This window comes from Agromyces sp. NPDC058126, assembly GCF_042884595.1.
GTDB lineage: Bacteria > Actinomycetota > Actinomycetes > Actinomycetales > Microbacteriaceae > Agromyces.
Genome location: NZ_JBHVTS010000003.1, coordinates 483,084 through 498,526 on the forward strand (window position 1 = coordinate 483,084; position 15,443 = coordinate 498,526).

Here is a 15,443-nt window from a genome sequence, read left to right on the forward strand (position 1 = left end):
GCGGGGCCTCACAGACGAGCGGCGTGGATGGCGGACACGAGGATGGCCCTGGCGCCGAGGGCGTAGAGCTCGTCCATCACGTGGTTCATCTCGGCGCGCGGGATCATGACCCGCACGGCCACCCACTCGGGGTCGTGCAGCGGCGAGACGGTCGGCGACTCGAACCCGGGGGCTGCGGCCGTCGCGCGCTCGAGGTGCTCGACCGGCACGTCGTAGTCGAGCAGCACGTACTGCCGGGCGACGAGCACGCCCTGGAGGCGACGCAGGAGGGTCGCGGCGCCGGGCTTGTCGACCCCCGACCCGATCAGCACGGCCGTCGAATCGAGGATGACCGGGCCGAAGATCTCGAGCCCCGCCGCACGCAGCGTGGCGCCGGTCGACACGACGTCGGCGACGGCGTCGGCGACGCCGAGCCGCACCGCCGACTCCACGGCGCCGTCGAGCTTCACGAGCTTCGCCGGGGTGACGCCCTGCCGCTCGAGGAAGGCGCCCACGAGTCCCGGGTAGCTCGTCGCGACGCGCACGCCCTCGAGGTCGGAGAGCTCGGAGAACGTCTCGGCCGGCCCGGCGAAGCGGAAGGTCGAGTCGCCGAATCCGAGCGGGGCGATCTCCTTCGCCTCCGAACCGGAGTCGAGCAGGAGATCACGGCCCGTGATGCCGACGTCGAGCGCGCCCGAGCCGACGTAGGTGGCGATGTCGCGGGGGCGGAGGTAGAAGAACTCGACCCCGTTGCGCGGGTCGGCGGTGTGCAGGTCGCGCGGGTCGCGGCGACCGGTGTACCCGGCCTCCCACAGCATCTGCGCGGCGGTCTCAGCGAGCGAGCCCTTGTTGGGCACGGCGATTCGGAGCATTTCGGTACTTTCGTGTCGACGGGTCTGATCGGCCATGGGCGGGATCAGAGATGTCGGTACACGTCGGCCGGCGAGAGCCCCTTCGCGAGCATGAGCACCTGCAGGTGGTAGAGCAGCTGCGAGATCTCCTCAGCGGTCTCAGCGTCGCTCTGGTACTCGGCGGCCATCCAGACCTCGGCGGCCTCCTCGACGATCTTCTTGCCGATGGCGTGCACGCCGGCGTCGAGCTCGCGCACGGTGCCGGAACCCTCAGGACGGGTACGGGCCTTGTCGCTCAGCTCGACGAAGAGTTCGTCGAAGGTCTTCACGCTCTCTAGGCTACCCGTGCGCGTGGGGGTGCGCCGACGCGGCCGCCCGAAGGGCCGCGATCTGCACCTCGGGAACCCCACGGAACACGGCCGATCCGGCGACGAAGGTGTCGGCGCCGGCCTCGGCCGCGATGCCGATCGTGTCGACGGTGACGCCGCCGTCGACCTGCAGCCACACGTCGAGCCCGGCGGAGCGCACCGCATCGGCGACGCGCCGCAGCTTCGGCATGGTCTCGGGCATGAACGACTGCCCGCCGAAGCCCGGCTCGACGGTCATCACGAGCACCTGGTCGAACTCGTGGAGCACCTCGAGGAACGGCTCGGCGTCGGTGCCCGGCTTCAGCGCGATGCCGGCACGGGCGCCGACCCCGCGCAGGCGTCGCGCGAGCGCCACCGGGTCGGCGGCGGCTTCGACATGGAACGTCACACTCTCGGCGCCGAGCTCGGCGTAGCCGGGCGCCCAGCGGTCGGGGTCGTCGATCATGAGGTGCACGTCGAGCGGGATCGGGCTCGTCGCCCGGATGCGCTCGACCATCTGCGGTCCGAAGGTGAGGTTCGGCACGAAGTGGTTGTCCATGACATCGACGTGCACGAGGTCGGCCGTCGCGATGCGGGCGAGCTCGTGCTCGATGTTCGCGAAATCGGCGGCGAGGATGCTCGGGTTGATGCGCGTCGTCATGGCTCGAAGCCTATCGAGCGGGGATGCCGCGGCGCCCGCCGCACGGTCAGCCGGTGCGCCGCACGAGGGCGATGAACATCGCGTCGGTGCCGTGCCGGTGGGGCCAGAGCTGCACCGTCTCGGGCGCCCCCGCGAGGTCGAGCGGCTCGCGCGCCACCGACTGCACGACGGCCCGCGTGTCGAGCTGCTCGAGCTGCCCCTCCCAGCGGCGGAGCGCCGCCGCGAGGGTGCCGTGGGTCTCGGCCGTGTGCGGCGAGCACGTCACATAGGCCAGCACCCCGCCCGGCGCGAGCAGCCGCACCGCGTGGTCGAAGAGCTCGCCCTGGAGCTGCGTGAGCTCGGGTACGTCCGCGGGCTGCTTGCGCCAGCGCGCCTCGGGGCGACGCCGCAGCGCACCGAGCCCGGTGCACGGCGCGTCGAGCAGGATGCGGTCGAATCCGTCGGCCGAGCCGAGCGCCGAGGCATCCGTCTCGCGACCGTCGCCGACGGCGACGTGCACCTCGAGGGGGACGCCCTCGATCGCCCGGCGCACGAGCTCGGCGCGCGCGGGCACGAGCTCGTTCGCCACGAGGGTCGCATCGTTCGCGAGCGCCTCGGCCGCGAGCACGGCCGTCTTGCCGCCCGGGCCCGCGCAGAGGTCGAGCCAGCGCTCGCCCGGGGCGACGTCGCCGGCGCGTGACAGGGCGAGGGCGGCGAGCTGCGAGCCCTCGTCCTGCACTCGGACGCGACCCTCGTGCGCGGCGACGAGCGCGATCGGGTTCGGCGCGGTGGCGCCGATGGGCGAGAAGCGGTTGGGCTCGCCGAGCCCCTCGGGCGACTCGTCGCCGAGCCCCGGCAGCACGGCGAGGTTCACGCGGGGCGCCGCGTTGTCGGCCTCGAGCAGTGCCGCGAGCTCGTCGCCGCGGCGCTCCTTCACGAGCGCCGAGCGCAGCGCGCGGACGATCCACTCGGGGTGGGAGGCGAGCACCGCGAGGCGGGCGTCGTCGTTCGGCAGCTCGGCGGCGAGCTCGTCGCGCCACGATTCGAGGCTCGACCGCGAGACCGTGCGCAGCACTCCGTTGACGAAGCCGCTCGCGGCCGGCGCGATGCGCTTCGCAAGCACGACCTGCTCGTTGACCGCGGCGTGCGTCGGCACCCGGGTCGAGAGCAGCTGGTGCACCCCCAGCCGGAGGATGTCGAGCACGGGCGGGTCGATGCGGTCCGCCGGGCGGCCCGCGGCCAGTTCGATGACCGCGTCGTAGAAGCCCTGCATGCGGAGGGTGCCGTAGGTCAGCTCGGTCGCGAGCGCCGCGTCGGCCTCGCTGAGCTTCGAGCGCTCGATGCGCTTGGGCAGCAGGAGGTTCGCGTACGCCTCGTCGGCGCGCACCGCCTCGAGCACCTCGTAGGCGACGATCCGGGGCGGCGACACGCGCACCTGGCGGGGGCGCTGGGCGTCGCGGTCACGGGCTGGCCGTCGGGCGGGGCGTTGCTGGTTCACCCGTCAACTGTACGCGGCGGAGCCGTGCGCACGCCCGCCGTCGTCCGGCGGCCGGCCCGGTGGGCGCCCGGCGGGCCGTACGGCGGCCGCTCGCGACGCGACGGCTACTCGAGCGTTCGCAGCGATTCGGCGAGCCCGCGGCCCCAGTCGGCAGCGGCCATCGCACCCTTGCCCGCGGGCTGCACCCGGACCAGCTCGATCGGCGCGTCGGCGGTGCCGACGAGCACCCGGCGGCGCTCGGGGCGCAGTTCGCCCGCGGAGAGCGGCGCGATTGCCTCGACGGAATCGACCGGGCGCGCCTCGAGCACCTTCAGCCGCTCGCCGCCGAGCGTCGTCCACGCGCCCGGCTCGGGGGTCGTGCCGCGGAAACGGGCGAGCACCGCGCGGGCGCCGAGGCGCCAGTCGAGCCGGCCGTCCTCGATCGCGAGCTTCGGCGCGAGGCTCGGCTCGCCCACCTGGGGCACCGCGCGCGCCGTGCCCGCGGCGAGGCCGTCGACGACCTCCGCGAGCAGGTCCGCGCCGCGATCCGCGAGCATCTCGAGGGCGGCCCCCGCCGTCAGCCCGGCGTCGTTCGGCCAGCTGCGCGCCGCGAAGACGTCACCCGCGTCGAGTTCGGGCACGAGCTGGAAGACGGAGGCCCCGAGCTCGGCGTCGTCCGCGATGATCGCATGCTGCACGGGTGCGGCGCCGCGCCAGGACGGCAGCACCGAGAAATGCAGGTTGATCCAGCCGAGTCGGGGCGTCGAGAGCAGCGGCTCGCGCACGAGCCCGCCGTAGGCGACGATCACGCCGAGATCGGGGCGGAGCGCCTCGATCCGGGCCGTCGCCTCCTCGTCGAGCCGGGCCGCCTTCACGACCGGCAGGCCGTGCGCCTCAGCAGCGGCGGCGACGGGCGAAGGCGTGAGCACGCGCTTCCGTCCGAGCGGCGCATCCGGACGCGTCACGACGCCGACCACCTCGTGGTCGCCGTGGCCGACGAGCCGTTCGAGGCTCGGGACGGCAGGGGCGGGGGTACCGGCGAAGACGAGGCGCAGCGAGGTCACCGGATCATTCTTCCGGATCGTGGGCTGGGCGGTCGTGCGCGCCTCGCCCGTCGCCCGTCGCCCGGGCTACGGCACCTCGGGGTCGTCGGCGCGCACGCGCAGCACGCGCGGGCGCTGCGGGCGACGGCCCGCGACGGGACGCCGCCGCTCGGTCGCGACCCGGATCATCTCCGCACGGAGCGCCCGCGCGACCGCGACACCGGCACGGTAGTCGAACCGCACGATCGCCCGTTCGAGCTCGTCGTCGACCGGGGTGGGCCCGAGCACGTCGACCCCGGGGGCCGCCGCGGTCGCGGCGGCGATCGCCCGTTCGACCCCGGCGTGCGGAGCCGTGACGCTCGCCACCCGCACCGCAGGCGGGAAGCGCAGCGCTCGCCGGGCGGCGAGCTCGGTGCCGGCCCACTCGAGCTGCCGCCAGCCCGCGAGCGCCTGCGCGAGCGCACCCGCGACCCCGACGAGGAAGACCGGGGCACCCGGCGCGGCAAGCGCCGCCGCATTCGACCACCAGCGGAGGCAGTCCTCTGCGACCCGCAGGGACTCGCGCAGGAGCATCCGCTCGCCGTCGAGGAGCAGCACCGCCCGATAGCCGCCCTCCGCGATGGGCTCCGCGCCGCGTGTCGCGACGACGAGCGCCGGTTCGGCGCCGACCCGCAGCACCGGCCGTTCGCCGTCGGAGAGGATCACCCGGGCCCTCGGGAACGCACGGCCGAGCTCCTCGGCCGTGCGGCTCGCGCCGACCGTCACGGCGCGCAGCTTCGTCGACTCGCACACCGGGCACTGCCAGTTCGCGGCGCTCGTGCCGCACAGGGTGCAGCGGGGCGCACCGCCCGCGCGTGGCACGGCCAGGACGCCGCCGCAGGCCGCGCAGCGCGCCGGCTCGCGGCAGCGGTCGCAGGAGAGCAGCGGCGTGTGGCCGGGGCGGGCGACCTGCACCAGCACCGGTCCCGTCTGCACGGCCTCCTGCGCCTGGCGCCACGCGGCCGACGGGATGCGCGCCGAGCCCGGCTCGGGCGTCGCCTGCTGCTCGGTCGGGATGACCCGCGGACGAACATGGCGATGGGCACCCACCGCCCGCACCCACCCGATCTCGACGAGCCGCTCGACCTCGACGCTGCGAGTGTGCCCGAGGAGGAGCAGGGCCGCGCCCGACTGCTCCTGGCGGATCAGCGCCACGTCACGCGGATGCGCTCCCGGACTCAACGGCTCGTTCATGAGGGCGTCGCCGTCGTCCCAGAGGGCGATGAGGCCGAGCCTCGCCGCCGGCGCGTAGACCGTCGAACGGTTGCCGACGATGATGCGCGCAGCATCGCCGCTCGCGTCGAGGAAGGCCCGGAAGCGAGCGCCTCCCGTCTGCCGGGCATCGGTGCGGAGCACCCGCCGAGGGTCGACGACCTCGGCGAGGGCGGCCTGCAGCTGCTCCTGGTCGCGATAGTCGGGCACGACGAGGAGACTCGAGCGGTCGGCCGCCAGCGTCGCCGCGGCCGCCTCAGCGAGCGTGACCGCCCACGCGCCCACCCACTCCCCCGACGGCAGCCTGATCGGCCGGGGGTCGGCGGCGAGGGCCATCCGCTCACCGCCCGCGATGCCCGCCTCGACGACGCCCGCCTCGTAGCCGGTGACGGCCGTGGCCGCCGGGAGCTCGCCCGGATCGGGTTCGGCCGCCCGCCATGCGCGCTCGACGCGCACGTACCGGCTCGGGATCGCCAGGCGCAGGACGTCGCTCGCGTTGCCGGCAGCCCGATCGGCGACGGCCCGCGCGAGCGCCCATACCTCGGGGGCGAGCAGCGGGACCTCGGAGACGATGAGGTCGAGCTCGGCGAGACGCCCCTCGTACTCGCTCGACTCGGCCAGCTCGACGAGCCAGCCGTCGGCGATCCGACCGCCCGATCGGAGCGGCACCCGCACCCGGACGCCGGGCTTCGCCTCGTCGACGAGCCGCTCGGGCACGCGATAGTCGAACAGCTGGTCGAGTTGCGGCAGCGGCGAATCGACGAGCACCCTGGCGACCGGGCCGGCCGTCACCTCAGAGCCCGGCGGCGGAGCGGAGGTCGTCGACGCGGTCGAGGCGCTCCCACGTGAAGTCGGGCAGCTCGCGCCCGAAGTGGCCGTAGCTCGCGGTCTGCGCGTAGATCGGGCGCAGCAGGTCGAGGTCGCGGATGATGGCGGCCGGCCGGAGGTCGAACACCTCGCGGATCGCGCCGATGATCTCGTCGTCGGGCAGCACGCCGGTGCCGAAGGTCTCGACGTAGAGGCCGACGGGAGCCGCTTTGCCGATCGCGTACGCGACCTGCAGCTCGAGCCGGTCGGCGAGGCCGGCGGCCACCGCGTTCTTCGCGACCCAGCGCATCGCGTACGCGGCCGAACGGTCGACCTTCGAGGGGTCCTTGCCGCTGAACGCGCCGCCGCCGTGACGGCTCGCGCCGCCGTAGGTGTCGATGATGATCTTGCGGCCCGTGAGGCCGGCGTCGCCCTGCGGGCCGCCGATCTCGAACCGGCCGGTCGGGTTGATGAGCACCGCGAGCTCGGGCCGCGCGAGCTCGACCTGGTCGAGCACCGGACGGATGACGAGCTCCTCGACCTCGGCGCGCAGCTGCTCGTTCGACACGGCCGGCGAGTGCTGGGTCGACAGCACGACGGTCTCGATGGTCTTCGGCGTCGGCCCGTCGTACCCGATGGTCACCTGGGTCTTGCCGTCGGGGCGCAGGTAGTCGAGCTCGCCCGCCTTGCGCACGTTCGCGAGGCGCTCGGCGAGTCGGTGCGCGAGCCAGATCGGCACCGGCATGAGCTCGGGGGTCTCGCGGGTGGCGTAGCCGAACATGATGCCCTGGTCGCCCGCACCCTGGCGGTCGAGCGCGTCCTCGCTGGCGCGCTCGCGCGCCTCGAAGGCGTGGTCGACGCCCTGGGCGATGTCGGGCGACTGGCCGCCGATCGACACCGAGACGCCGCACGAGCGACCGTCGAACCACACGTCGGACGAGTCGTAGCCGATCGAGGTGACCCGCTCGCGCACGATCGCCGGGATCTCGACGTAGCCCGAGGTGGTGACCTCGCCGGCCACGTGCACGAGCCCCGTGGTCACGAGCGTCTCGACGGCGACCCGGCTGTACGGGTCGACGGCGAGCAGCGCGTCGAGGATCGAGTCCGAGATCTGGTCGCAGATCTTGTCGGGGTGGCCTTCGGTCACGGACTCGGAGGTGAAGAGGCGGAGGGCGCTCATACGGGGTCGGCTTCTTTCGTGGTGCGGTCTTCGGCGGTGTTCGCGAACTTCGAGACAACCACGTCGAGGATGGCACCGGCCACCGACGGTTTCGTTCCGTGAAGTCGTGTGACGATCTCGTCGTCGCCGCCGAGGATGACGACGGAGTTGTCGTCGCTCGCGAAGCCCTCGGTCCAGCCGACGCGGTTCACGACGAGGACGTCGGCGCCCTTGGCGCGGCGCTTGGCGCGCCCGAGCTCGAGCAGCCGCTCGTCGTCGGGCTCGGTCTCGGCGGCGAAGCCGACGAGGAGGGTGCCGTCGTGCGGGGCGTGCCCGAGGCCGGCGAGGATGTCGGGGTTGCGGACGAGTTCGATCGTCAGCCCGTCGTCCGAGGCGTCCTTCTTGATCTTCTGCTCGCTGATGCTCGCGGGGCGGTAGTCGGCGACGGCCGCGGCCATGATCACCGCGTCGGCGCCGCGGGCGGCCTCGGTGACCGCCGCCTGGAGTTCGAGCGCGCTCGAGACGCGGCGGAGATCGCACCCGGCGGGTTCGGCGACCTCGAGGTTGGCGGCGACGAGGGTCACCTCGGCGCCCCGCGCGCGGGCGGCCTCGGCGATCGCGACGCCCTGCTTGCCGCTCGAACGGTTGCCGAGGAAGCGCACGGGGTCGAGCGGTTCGCGCGTGCCGCCGGCGGTCACGACGATGCGGCGACCCGCGAGGTCGCGGTTCGCGGGTGCACCGGATGCCACGACCGCGAGGGCCGCCGCCACGATGACGTCGGGCTCCTCCATGCGGCCGGGGCCGCTGTCGACGCCCGTGAGCTGGCCGACCGCGGGACCGACGACGGTGACGCCGCGCGCCTCGAGCGTCGCGATGTTCGCCTGGGTCGCGGGATGCCGCCACATCTCGGTGTGCATCGCCGGGGCGATCACCACGGGCGCCTCGCTCGCGAGGACGCTGTTGCCGAGCAGGTCGTCGGCGAGCCCGGCGGCGAGCTTCGCGATCGAGTTCGCCGTCGCCGGTGCGATGACGATGAGGTCGGCGGCCTGACCCATCGCGACGTGCCGCACCTCGGCGACGCCCTCGTACAGCTCGGTGTGCACCGGGTTGCGCGAGATCGCCTCGAGGGTGGGCCGGCCGACGAAGCGCAGCGCGCCCTCGGTCGGGATGACGTGCACGTCGTGCCCGGCGAGCACGAGGGCACGGACGACGCCGACGGCCTTGTACGCCGCGATGCCGCCGGTGATGCCGACGACGATGTTGAGGGTCACGCGGCCCCCGGGGTCACTCGCCCAGGGGGCGGAGCCGGAGCTTGTCCTCGTTGATCTCGTGCATGGCCACCGAGAGGGGCTTGTCGTCGATCGACGAGTCGACGAGCGGGCCGACGTTGTCGAACAGGCTTCCCTCGTGCAGGTCGGCGTAGTAGTCGTTGATCTGGCGGGCGCGCTTGGAGGCGAAGATGACCAGCTGGTACTTCGAGTCGACCTTCGAGAGCAGGTCGTCGATGGGCGGGTCGATGATGCCGGAAAGCTTCTCAGCCATGGAGTGACTCCTTGTTTCGTGGGGTGCGCGCCGAGCGCGCGAAAGCTCGTGGCGAGGGTGCCCGAACCGCGACGGCTCAGCGACGACCCTTGCGAGGTCTCATCAAGTCTACGACCTTCTGGGCCGCCTCGCCGACTTCGTGGTTCACGACCTGGTGGTCGAACTCGTCGACGGCGGCCAGTTCGACCTTCGCGGTCTCGAGCCGGCGCTGCTGTTCGGCGGCCGTCTCGGTGCCGCGGCCGACGAGTCGTCTGACCAGTTCGTCCCAGGTCGGCGGCAGGAGGAACACGAGCGTCGCGTCGGGCATCGCGCGGCGCACCGAACGGGCGCCCTGGATGTCGATCTCGAGCAGCACGCTCTGGCCGGCGGCGATCGCCTCCTCGACGGGACCGCGCGGCGTGCCGTAGCGCGAGGCGTTGTGCACCGTCGCCCACTCGAGCAGCTCGCCGGCCTCGACCATGCGGTCGAACTCGGCGTCGTCGACGAAGAAGTAGCTCTCGCCCTCGACCTCGCCGGGGCGGGGAGCGCGCGTGGTCGCCGACACCGAGAGCTTGACCTCGGGATGGTGCTGGCGGATGTAGCCGGCGACCGTGCCCTTGCCGACCGCGGTCGGACCGGCGAGCACGACGAGCCGGTCGCCCGTGCCGCCGTGCGCGGCGACCCACTCGGCGATGAACTCGCGAAGGCGACGGCGCTGCAGGCGGCCGAGGCCGCCGAGGCGCTTCGAGGTCGAGATCTCGAGCTCCTGCATGATGCGCGTCGACTTCGTGGCGCCGATCGCGGGGATCGAGGTGAGGAACTCGGTGACCCGCAGGCGGCCCTCCACGCCCTCGGGCTCCTCGAAGGCGACCCGCAGCACGTCGAGCGGGCTGCGACGGCCGGAGGCCACCTCGGCCTTCACGGCCGCACGCGCGCGCCGGGCGGCGACGGCCGCGCGGGAAGCGGCGACGCGGTCGACCTCGGGCGGGGTGGTTGCGGTGGCGCGGGCGTCAGACATCGACGCTCCCGACCTCGTCGACCCGGCGGGCGACGGCATCGGCGAGGCCCTCGGGGCCGGCGGCGAGCAGCGAACGCGACTCGCTCACGATGACGCCCGAGCTGTACGCGCCGTAGATCGAGCGGAGCTCGCGGAGCTCACCGCCCTGGTGGCCGAAGCCCGGTGCGAGCACCGGCAGCCCCGGACGGGGCGCCTCGCCGTCGCGATCGAGGCCCGCCGCGCGCAGGTCGACGGTCGCCCCGATGACGACGCCGATGGAGCCGAGCGAGCGCTCCGCGGCATCCGCGCGCCCCTGGTTCCAGGCGACGACGCCCGCGGTGATCGCACCTGCGACCGTCGAGCCGGCACGGCTCGACTGCTGCAGCACCGCGCGCTGCACGGCGGCGGCCTCGGGGTTCGAGGTCGCCGCGAGCACGAAGAGGCCCTTGCCGGCGCGTTCGGCCGCGACCATGACCTGCTCGATCGAGCCGAGGCCCTGGTAGGCGCTGATCGTCATGGCGTCCGCCTCGAGCGAGGACCCGGGCCGCAGCCACGCCTCGCCGTACGCGTCGACGCTCGAGCCGATGTCGCCGCGCTTCGCGTCGGCGATCACGAGGAGTCCCGCGTCGCGGGCCTCGGCGAGCACGCGCTCGAGCGCGGCGTATCCGGCCGCACCGTGCCGCTCGAAGAACGCGACCTGCGGCTTCACGATGCCCGCGCGGCCGGCCGCCGCGTCGATCGTGCGCAAACCGAACTCCCGCACGCCGGCGGCGGAGTCGTCGTAGCCCCACGATGCGAGCAGCGACGCATGGGGGTCGATCCCGACGCACAGTCGCCCGTACGCGGCGAAGACGGCCGCGAGCCGCTCGCCGAACGGCAGTGGTTCGACGCTCACGCCGACACCTCCCGCCTCGCCTGGTAGTCCTGCAGGCTCGTGACCTCGAAGCCGTCGCCGTTCACGTCGAGCGACGCGACGGCGGCCGAGAGCTCGGCGATGGTCGTGAACAGCGGGATGTCGGCGGCGACGGCCGCAGCGCGGATCTCGTAGCCGTCGGCGCGCGCGGAGCGACCGCTCGGCGTGTTCACCACGATGTCGACCTCGCCGCGGTTGATGAGCTCGACCACCGAGTCCGCGTCCTCGCTCGCCTTCTCGCTGAACTTCGTCACCTCGCGGGCGCCGATGCCGTTGCGGCGCAGCACCTCCGCGGTGCCCTCGGTCGCGGTGATCTCGTAGCCGAGCTGCTGCAGGCGCAGCACCGGCAGGATGATCGCACGCTTGTCGCGGTCGGAGACGGAGACGAAGACCGTGCCGGTCTCGGGCATGCCGCCGTACGCGGCGAGCTGGCTCTTCGCGAAGGCGCGCGGGAAGTCGCGGTCGATGCCCATGACCTCGCCGGTCGAACGCATCTCGGGGCCGAGCACGGAGTCGACCATGATGCCCTCGCGGGTGCGGAAGCGGTGGAAGGGCAGCACGGCCTCCTTGACCGCGACCGGGGCGTCGAGCGGCACGCGCGAGCCGTCGGAGGCGGGCAGCATCCCCTCGGCGACGAGCTCGGCGACGGTCGCGCCCACCATGATGCGGCTCGCGGCCTTCGCGAGCGGGATGCCGAGCGCCTTGGAGACGAACGGCACCGTGCGGCTGGCGCGCGGGTTCGCCTCGAGCACGTAGAGCACGCCCGCGCCGATCGCGAACTGCACGTTGAGCAGGCCGCGCACGCCGATGCCCTCGGCGATCGCGCGCGTCGCCTCGCGGACCCGGTCGACCTCGGCGCGGCCGAGGGTCACGGGCGGGAGGGTGCAGCTCGAGTCGCCCGAGTGCACACCCGCCTCCTCGATGTGCTCCATGACGCCGCCGATGTAGAGGTCGGTGCCGTCGTAGAGGGCGTCGACGTCGATCTCGATCGCGTCGTCGAGGAAGCGGTCGACGAGCAGCGGGTGGCTCGGTCCCACGATGCCCTGGCCCTCGATGCGCGCGAAGTAGTCGGCGAGCGAGGCGGTGTCGTAGATGATCTCCATGCCGCGGCCGCCGAGCACGTAGCTCGGGCGCACGAGCACCGGGTAGCCGATGCCCTCGGCGACGTGCACCGCGCCGGCGAGGTCGATCGCGGTGCCGTTCTTCGGGGCGAGGAGCCCCGCGGCGTCGAGGATGCCCGAGAAGAGGCCGCGTTCCTCGGCGAGGTCGATCGCCTCCGGCGTCGTGCCGAGGATCGGGATGCCTGCCGCCTCGAGGCCCTTGGCCAGGCCGAGCGCGGTCTGGCCGCCGAGCTGCACGACGACGCCGACGAGCTCACCCGACTGCGACTCGGCGTGGATGACCTCGAGCACGTCCTCGAGCGTGAGCGGCTCGAAGTAGAGCCGGTCGCTCGTGTCGTAGTCGGTCGAGACCGTCTCGGGGTTGCAGTTGATCATGATGGTCTCGAAGCCCGCGGCCGAGAGCGCGAACGACGCGTGCACGCACGAGTAGTCGAACTCGACGCCCTGGCCGATGCGGTTCGGGCCCGAACCGAGGATGACGACCTTGCGGCGGTCGCTCGGGGCGACCTCGGTCTCCTGGTCGTAGCTCGAGTAGTGGTACGGCGTGAGCGCCGGGAACTCCCCCGCGCAGGTGTCGACCGTCTTGTACACCGGACGGATGCCGAGGATGTGACGCACCTCGCGGGCGTCGGCCTCGCTTCCGAAGCCCCGGAGCTCGGCGATCTGGGCGTCGGAGAACCCGTGGTCCTTCGCGAGCAGCAGCGTGTCGTGGTCGAGCGCCTCGGCCGCGGCGACGTGCGCGGCGACCTCGTTGATGAGCACGATCTGGTCGAGGAACCAGGGGTCGATCTTCGTCGACTCGAAGGCCTGCTCGATCGTGGCGCCCTTGCGGAGCGCCTGCTGCACGAGCACGATGCGGCCGTCGGTCGGCACCTTCGCCTGCTCGAGGAGCTCCTCGACCGTGCGCGCCTCTTCGCCCCAGTGGAACGACGAGCCGCGCTTCTCGAGCGAGCGCAGCGCCTTCTGCAGCGCGGTCGCGTAGTTGCGGCCGATGGCCATCGCCTCGCCGACCGACTTCATGGTCGTCGTGAGGGTCGGGTCGGCGGCCGGGAACTTCTCGAACGCGAAGCGGGGCACCTTGACGACGACGTAGTCGAGCGTCGGCTCGAAGCTCGCGGGCGTCACCCGGGTGATGTCGTTCGGGATCTCGTCGAGGCGGTAGCCGATGGCGAGCTTCGCGGCGATCTTCGCGATCGGGAAGCCGGTCGCCTTCGAGGCGAGGGCGCTCGAGCGGGAGACGCGCGGGTTCATCTCGATGACGATGACGCGGCCGTCGACCGGGTCGATCGCGAACTGGATGTTGCAGCCGCCGGTGTCGACGCCGACGGCGCGGATGATGTCGATGCCGATGTCGCGGAGGTTCTGGAACTCGCGGTCGGTCAGCGTGAGCGCGGGCGCGACCGTGATCGAGTCGCCCGTGTGCACGCCGACGGGGTCGACGTTCTCGATCGAGCACACGACGACGGTGTTGTCGTGGGTGTCGCGCATGAGCTCGAGCTCGTACTCCTTCCAGCCGAGGATGGACTCCTCGAGGAGCACCTCGGTGGTCGGCGAGTCGTGCAGGCCCGCACCGGCGATGCGGCGCAGGTCGGTCTCGTCGTACGCGAAGCCCGAGCCGAGGCCGCCCATCGTGAACGAGGGGCGCACCACGAGCGGGTAGCCGAGGTCGTCGGCCGCGGCCAGCACCTCGTCCATCGTGTGCGCGATGTGCGAGCGGGCGACGTCGGCACCGCACTCGACGACGAGCTCCTTGAAGAGCTGGCGGTCCTCGCCCTTGCGGATCGCGTCGACCTTCGCGCCGATGAGTTCGACGCCGTGCTTCTCGAGGATGCCCGCGTCGTGCAGCGCGATCGCGGCGTTGAGGGCGGTCTGCCCGCCGAGCGTCGGGAGCACCGCGTCGGGGCGCTCCTTGATGATGATCTTCTCGATGATCTCGGGCGTGATCGGTTCGATGTACGTCGCATCCGCGAAGTCGGGGTCGGTCATGATCGTGGCCGGGTTCGGGTTCACGAGGATGACCCGGACGCCCTCGGCCCGCAGCACGCGGCAGGCCTGCGTGCCCGAGTAGTCGAACTCGGCCGCCTGGCCGATGACGATCGGCCCGGAGCCGATGACCAGGACGGAATTGATGTCGTCGCGCTTGGGCATTAGTTGCCGTTCTCCTTGCTCGCGATGACCATGTCGCGGAACCGGTCGAAGAGGTAGTTGGCGTCGTGCGGGCCGGCAGCCGACTCGGGGTGGTACTGCACGCTGAACGCGGGGATGTCGAGGCAGTTGAGTCCCTCGACGACGTTGTCGTTGAGGCCGACGTGGCTCACCTCGACCCGGCCGAAGCCCTCGCTCGACTCGCTGATGCGGTCGGTCGGCGCGTCGACGGCGAAGCCGTGATTGTGCGCGGTGATCTCGACGCGGCCGGTCGCGCGGTCGAGCACGGGCTGGTTGATGCCGCGGTGCCCGAACGTCAGCTTGTAGGTGCCGAAGCCGAGGGCGCGACCGAGCAGCTGGTTGCCGAAGCAGATGCCGAAGTAGGGCAGGCCCGCGCGGAGCGCCGAGCGGAGGATCTCGACGTGCTGGTCGGATGCCGCGGGGTCGCCCGGTCCGTTCGAGAAGAACAGCGCGTCGGGGCGGAGTGCGAGCACCTGGTCGGCCGTCGTGGTCTGCGGGAGCACGTGGACGTCGAAGCCGCGCTCGGCGAGGTAGTTCAGCGTCGAGGTCTTGACCCCGAGGTCGAGCACGGCCACCGAGCCGACGCGCTCGCCCGTCGCGGGCAGCGAGTAGGGCTCGGCCGTCGAGACGGCGCCCGAGAGGTTCTGCCCGGCCATCTGCGCGCCCGACTGCACGACCGCGAGCTGCTCGCCCGAGCTCAGTGCGGCGTCGTCGCCCGAGAAGATGCCGGCGCGCATGGAGCCGGCCGAGCGGAGGTGCCGGGTGAGCGCCCGGGTGTCGATGCCCGAGATGCCGACGACGCCGGAGGCGACGAGGTCGTCGTCGAGGCTGCGCTGCGAGCGGAAGTTCGAGACGACGCGCGAGGGGTCGCGCACGATGAAGCCGGCGACCCAGATGCGGTTCGACTCCTCGTCGGCGTCGTTCATGCCCGTGTTGCCGATGTGCGGCGCCGTCATCATGACGATCTGGCCGGCGTACGACGGGTCGGTGAGGGTCTCCTGGTAGCCGGTCATGCCGGTCGCGAAGACGGCCTCGCCGACGGTGCGCCCGCGGGCGCCGTAGGCGCGCCCCTCGTATCGCGTTCCGTCCTCGAGGACGAGCACGGCGGGGTCGCCCGCGCGGCCGAAGGTGGTCGGCGCGGCGGTCTCGGGCGCTGCGAGCGGCTCGCTCG

The 15,443-nt window shown here is 72.9% G+C and carries 13 protein-coding genes; all 13 read right to left on the reverse strand.

The annotated features are described in order from the left end of the window. Positions 1-8 precede the first annotated feature (8 nt). A complete protein-coding gene (gene hisG / locus ACFVTR_RS11305) occupies positions 9-851 on the reverse strand; it encodes an ATP phosphoribosyltransferase (protein WP_387037338.1) in 843 nt (280 codons plus the stop codon). 44 nt (positions 852-895) lie between these two features. Beyond that, complete coding sequence (locus ACFVTR_RS11310; RefSeq protein WP_157424159.1) at positions 896-1,159, reverse strand: phosphoribosyl-ATP diphosphatase; 264 nt, start codon at positions 1,157-1,159, stop codon at positions 896-898. A 10-nt stretch (positions 1,160-1,169) separates the two neighbouring features. After that, entirely contained in the window at positions 1,170-1,838 is a 669-nt protein-coding gene (rpe, locus tag ACFVTR_RS11315) for a ribulose-phosphate 3-epimerase (RefSeq protein WP_387037340.1), read from the reverse strand. Between the two features lie 46 nt (positions 1,839-1,884). Next, positions 1,885-3,315, reverse strand: coding sequence for an RsmB/NOP family class I SAM-dependent RNA methyltransferase (locus tag ACFVTR_RS11320; RefSeq protein WP_387037341.1), 1,431 nt, complete (start codon positions 3,313-3,315; stop codon positions 1,885-1,887). A gap of 104 nt (positions 3,316-3,419) precedes the next feature. Then, positions 3,420-4,349 carry a methionyl-tRNA formyltransferase gene (gene fmt, locus ACFVTR_RS11325; protein WP_387037752.1) on the reverse strand — a complete coding sequence of 310 codons (930 nt, stop codon included), beginning with the start codon at positions 4,347-4,349 and terminating at the stop codon, positions 3,420-3,422. A gap of 75 nt (positions 4,350-4,424) precedes the next feature. Then, complete coding sequence (locus ACFVTR_RS11330) at positions 4,425-6,380, reverse strand: primosomal protein N' (RefSeq protein ID WP_387037343.1); 1,956 nt, start codon at positions 6,378-6,380, stop codon at positions 4,425-4,427. Position 6,381: 1 nt separating this feature from the next. Then, positions 6,382-7,575 (reverse strand): methionine adenosyltransferase, encoded by a 1,194-nt coding sequence (metK, locus tag ACFVTR_RS11335; protein ID WP_387037345.1) that lies wholly within the window; start codon positions 7,573-7,575, stop codon positions 6,382-6,384. Next, positions 7,572-8,825, reverse strand: coding sequence for a bifunctional phosphopantothenoylcysteine decarboxylase/phosphopantothenate--cysteine ligase CoaBC (gene coaBC, locus ACFVTR_RS11340; protein ID WP_387037347.1), 1,254 nt, complete (start codon positions 8,823-8,825; stop codon positions 7,572-7,574). Before coaBC ends, metK begins: the two co-directional genes overlap by 4 nt. Positions 8,826-8,838: 13 nt before the next feature. After that, entirely contained in the window at positions 8,839-9,096 is a 258-nt protein-coding gene (rpoZ, locus tag ACFVTR_RS11345) for a DNA-directed RNA polymerase subunit omega (RefSeq protein ID WP_376945441.1), read from the reverse strand. Between the two features lie 76 nt (positions 9,097-9,172). After that, positions 9,173-10,093 carry a guanylate kinase gene (gmk, locus tag ACFVTR_RS11350; protein ID WP_387037348.1) on the reverse strand — a complete coding sequence of 307 codons (921 nt, stop codon included), beginning with the start codon at positions 10,091-10,093 and terminating at the stop codon, positions 9,173-9,175. Beyond that, positions 10,086-10,967 (reverse strand): orotidine-5'-phosphate decarboxylase, encoded by an 882-nt coding sequence (gene pyrF / locus ACFVTR_RS11355; protein WP_387037350.1) that lies wholly within the window; start codon positions 10,965-10,967, stop codon positions 10,086-10,088. The genes gmk and pyrF overlap by 8 nt, the downstream gene beginning before the upstream one ends. Continuing rightward, a complete protein-coding gene (gene carB, locus ACFVTR_RS11360) occupies positions 10,964-14,254 on the reverse strand; it encodes a carbamoyl-phosphate synthase large subunit (protein ID WP_387037352.1) in 3,291 nt (1,096 codons plus the stop codon). Before carB ends, pyrF begins: the two co-directional genes overlap by 4 nt. Beyond that, complete coding sequence (gene carA, locus ACFVTR_RS11365) at positions 14,254-15,375, reverse strand: glutamine-hydrolyzing carbamoyl-phosphate synthase small subunit (RefSeq protein ID WP_387037754.1); 1,122 nt, start codon at positions 15,373-15,375, stop codon at positions 14,254-14,256. The genes carB and carA overlap by 1 nt, the downstream gene beginning before the upstream one ends. Positions 15,376-15,443: the final 68 nt, after the last annotated feature.

Bases quoted from the DNA above. Each gene is read 5' to 3' on its own strand.
- hisG (WP_387037338.1), bottom strand. From the start codon at position 851: ATGCTCCGAATCGCCGTGCCCAACAAGGGCTCGCTCGCTGAGACCGCC.
- rpe (WP_387037340.1), bottom strand. From the start codon at position 1,838: ATGACGACGCGCATCAACCCGAGCATCCTCGCCGCCGATTTCGCGAAC.
- metK (WP_387037345.1), bottom strand. From the start codon at position 7,575: ATGAGCGCCCTCCGCCTCTTCACCTCCGAGTCCGTGACCGAAGGCCAC.
- rpoZ (WP_376945441.1), bottom strand. From the start codon at position 9,096: ATGGCTGAGAAGCTTTCCGGCATCATCGACCCGCCCATCGACGACCTG.
- gmk (WP_387037348.1), bottom strand. From the start codon at position 10,093: ATGTCTGACGCCCGCGCCACCGCAACCACCCCGCCCGAGGTCGACCGC.
- carB (WP_387037352.1), bottom strand. From the start codon at position 14,254: ATGCCCAAGCGCGACGACATCAATTCCGTCCTGGTCATCGGCTCCGGG.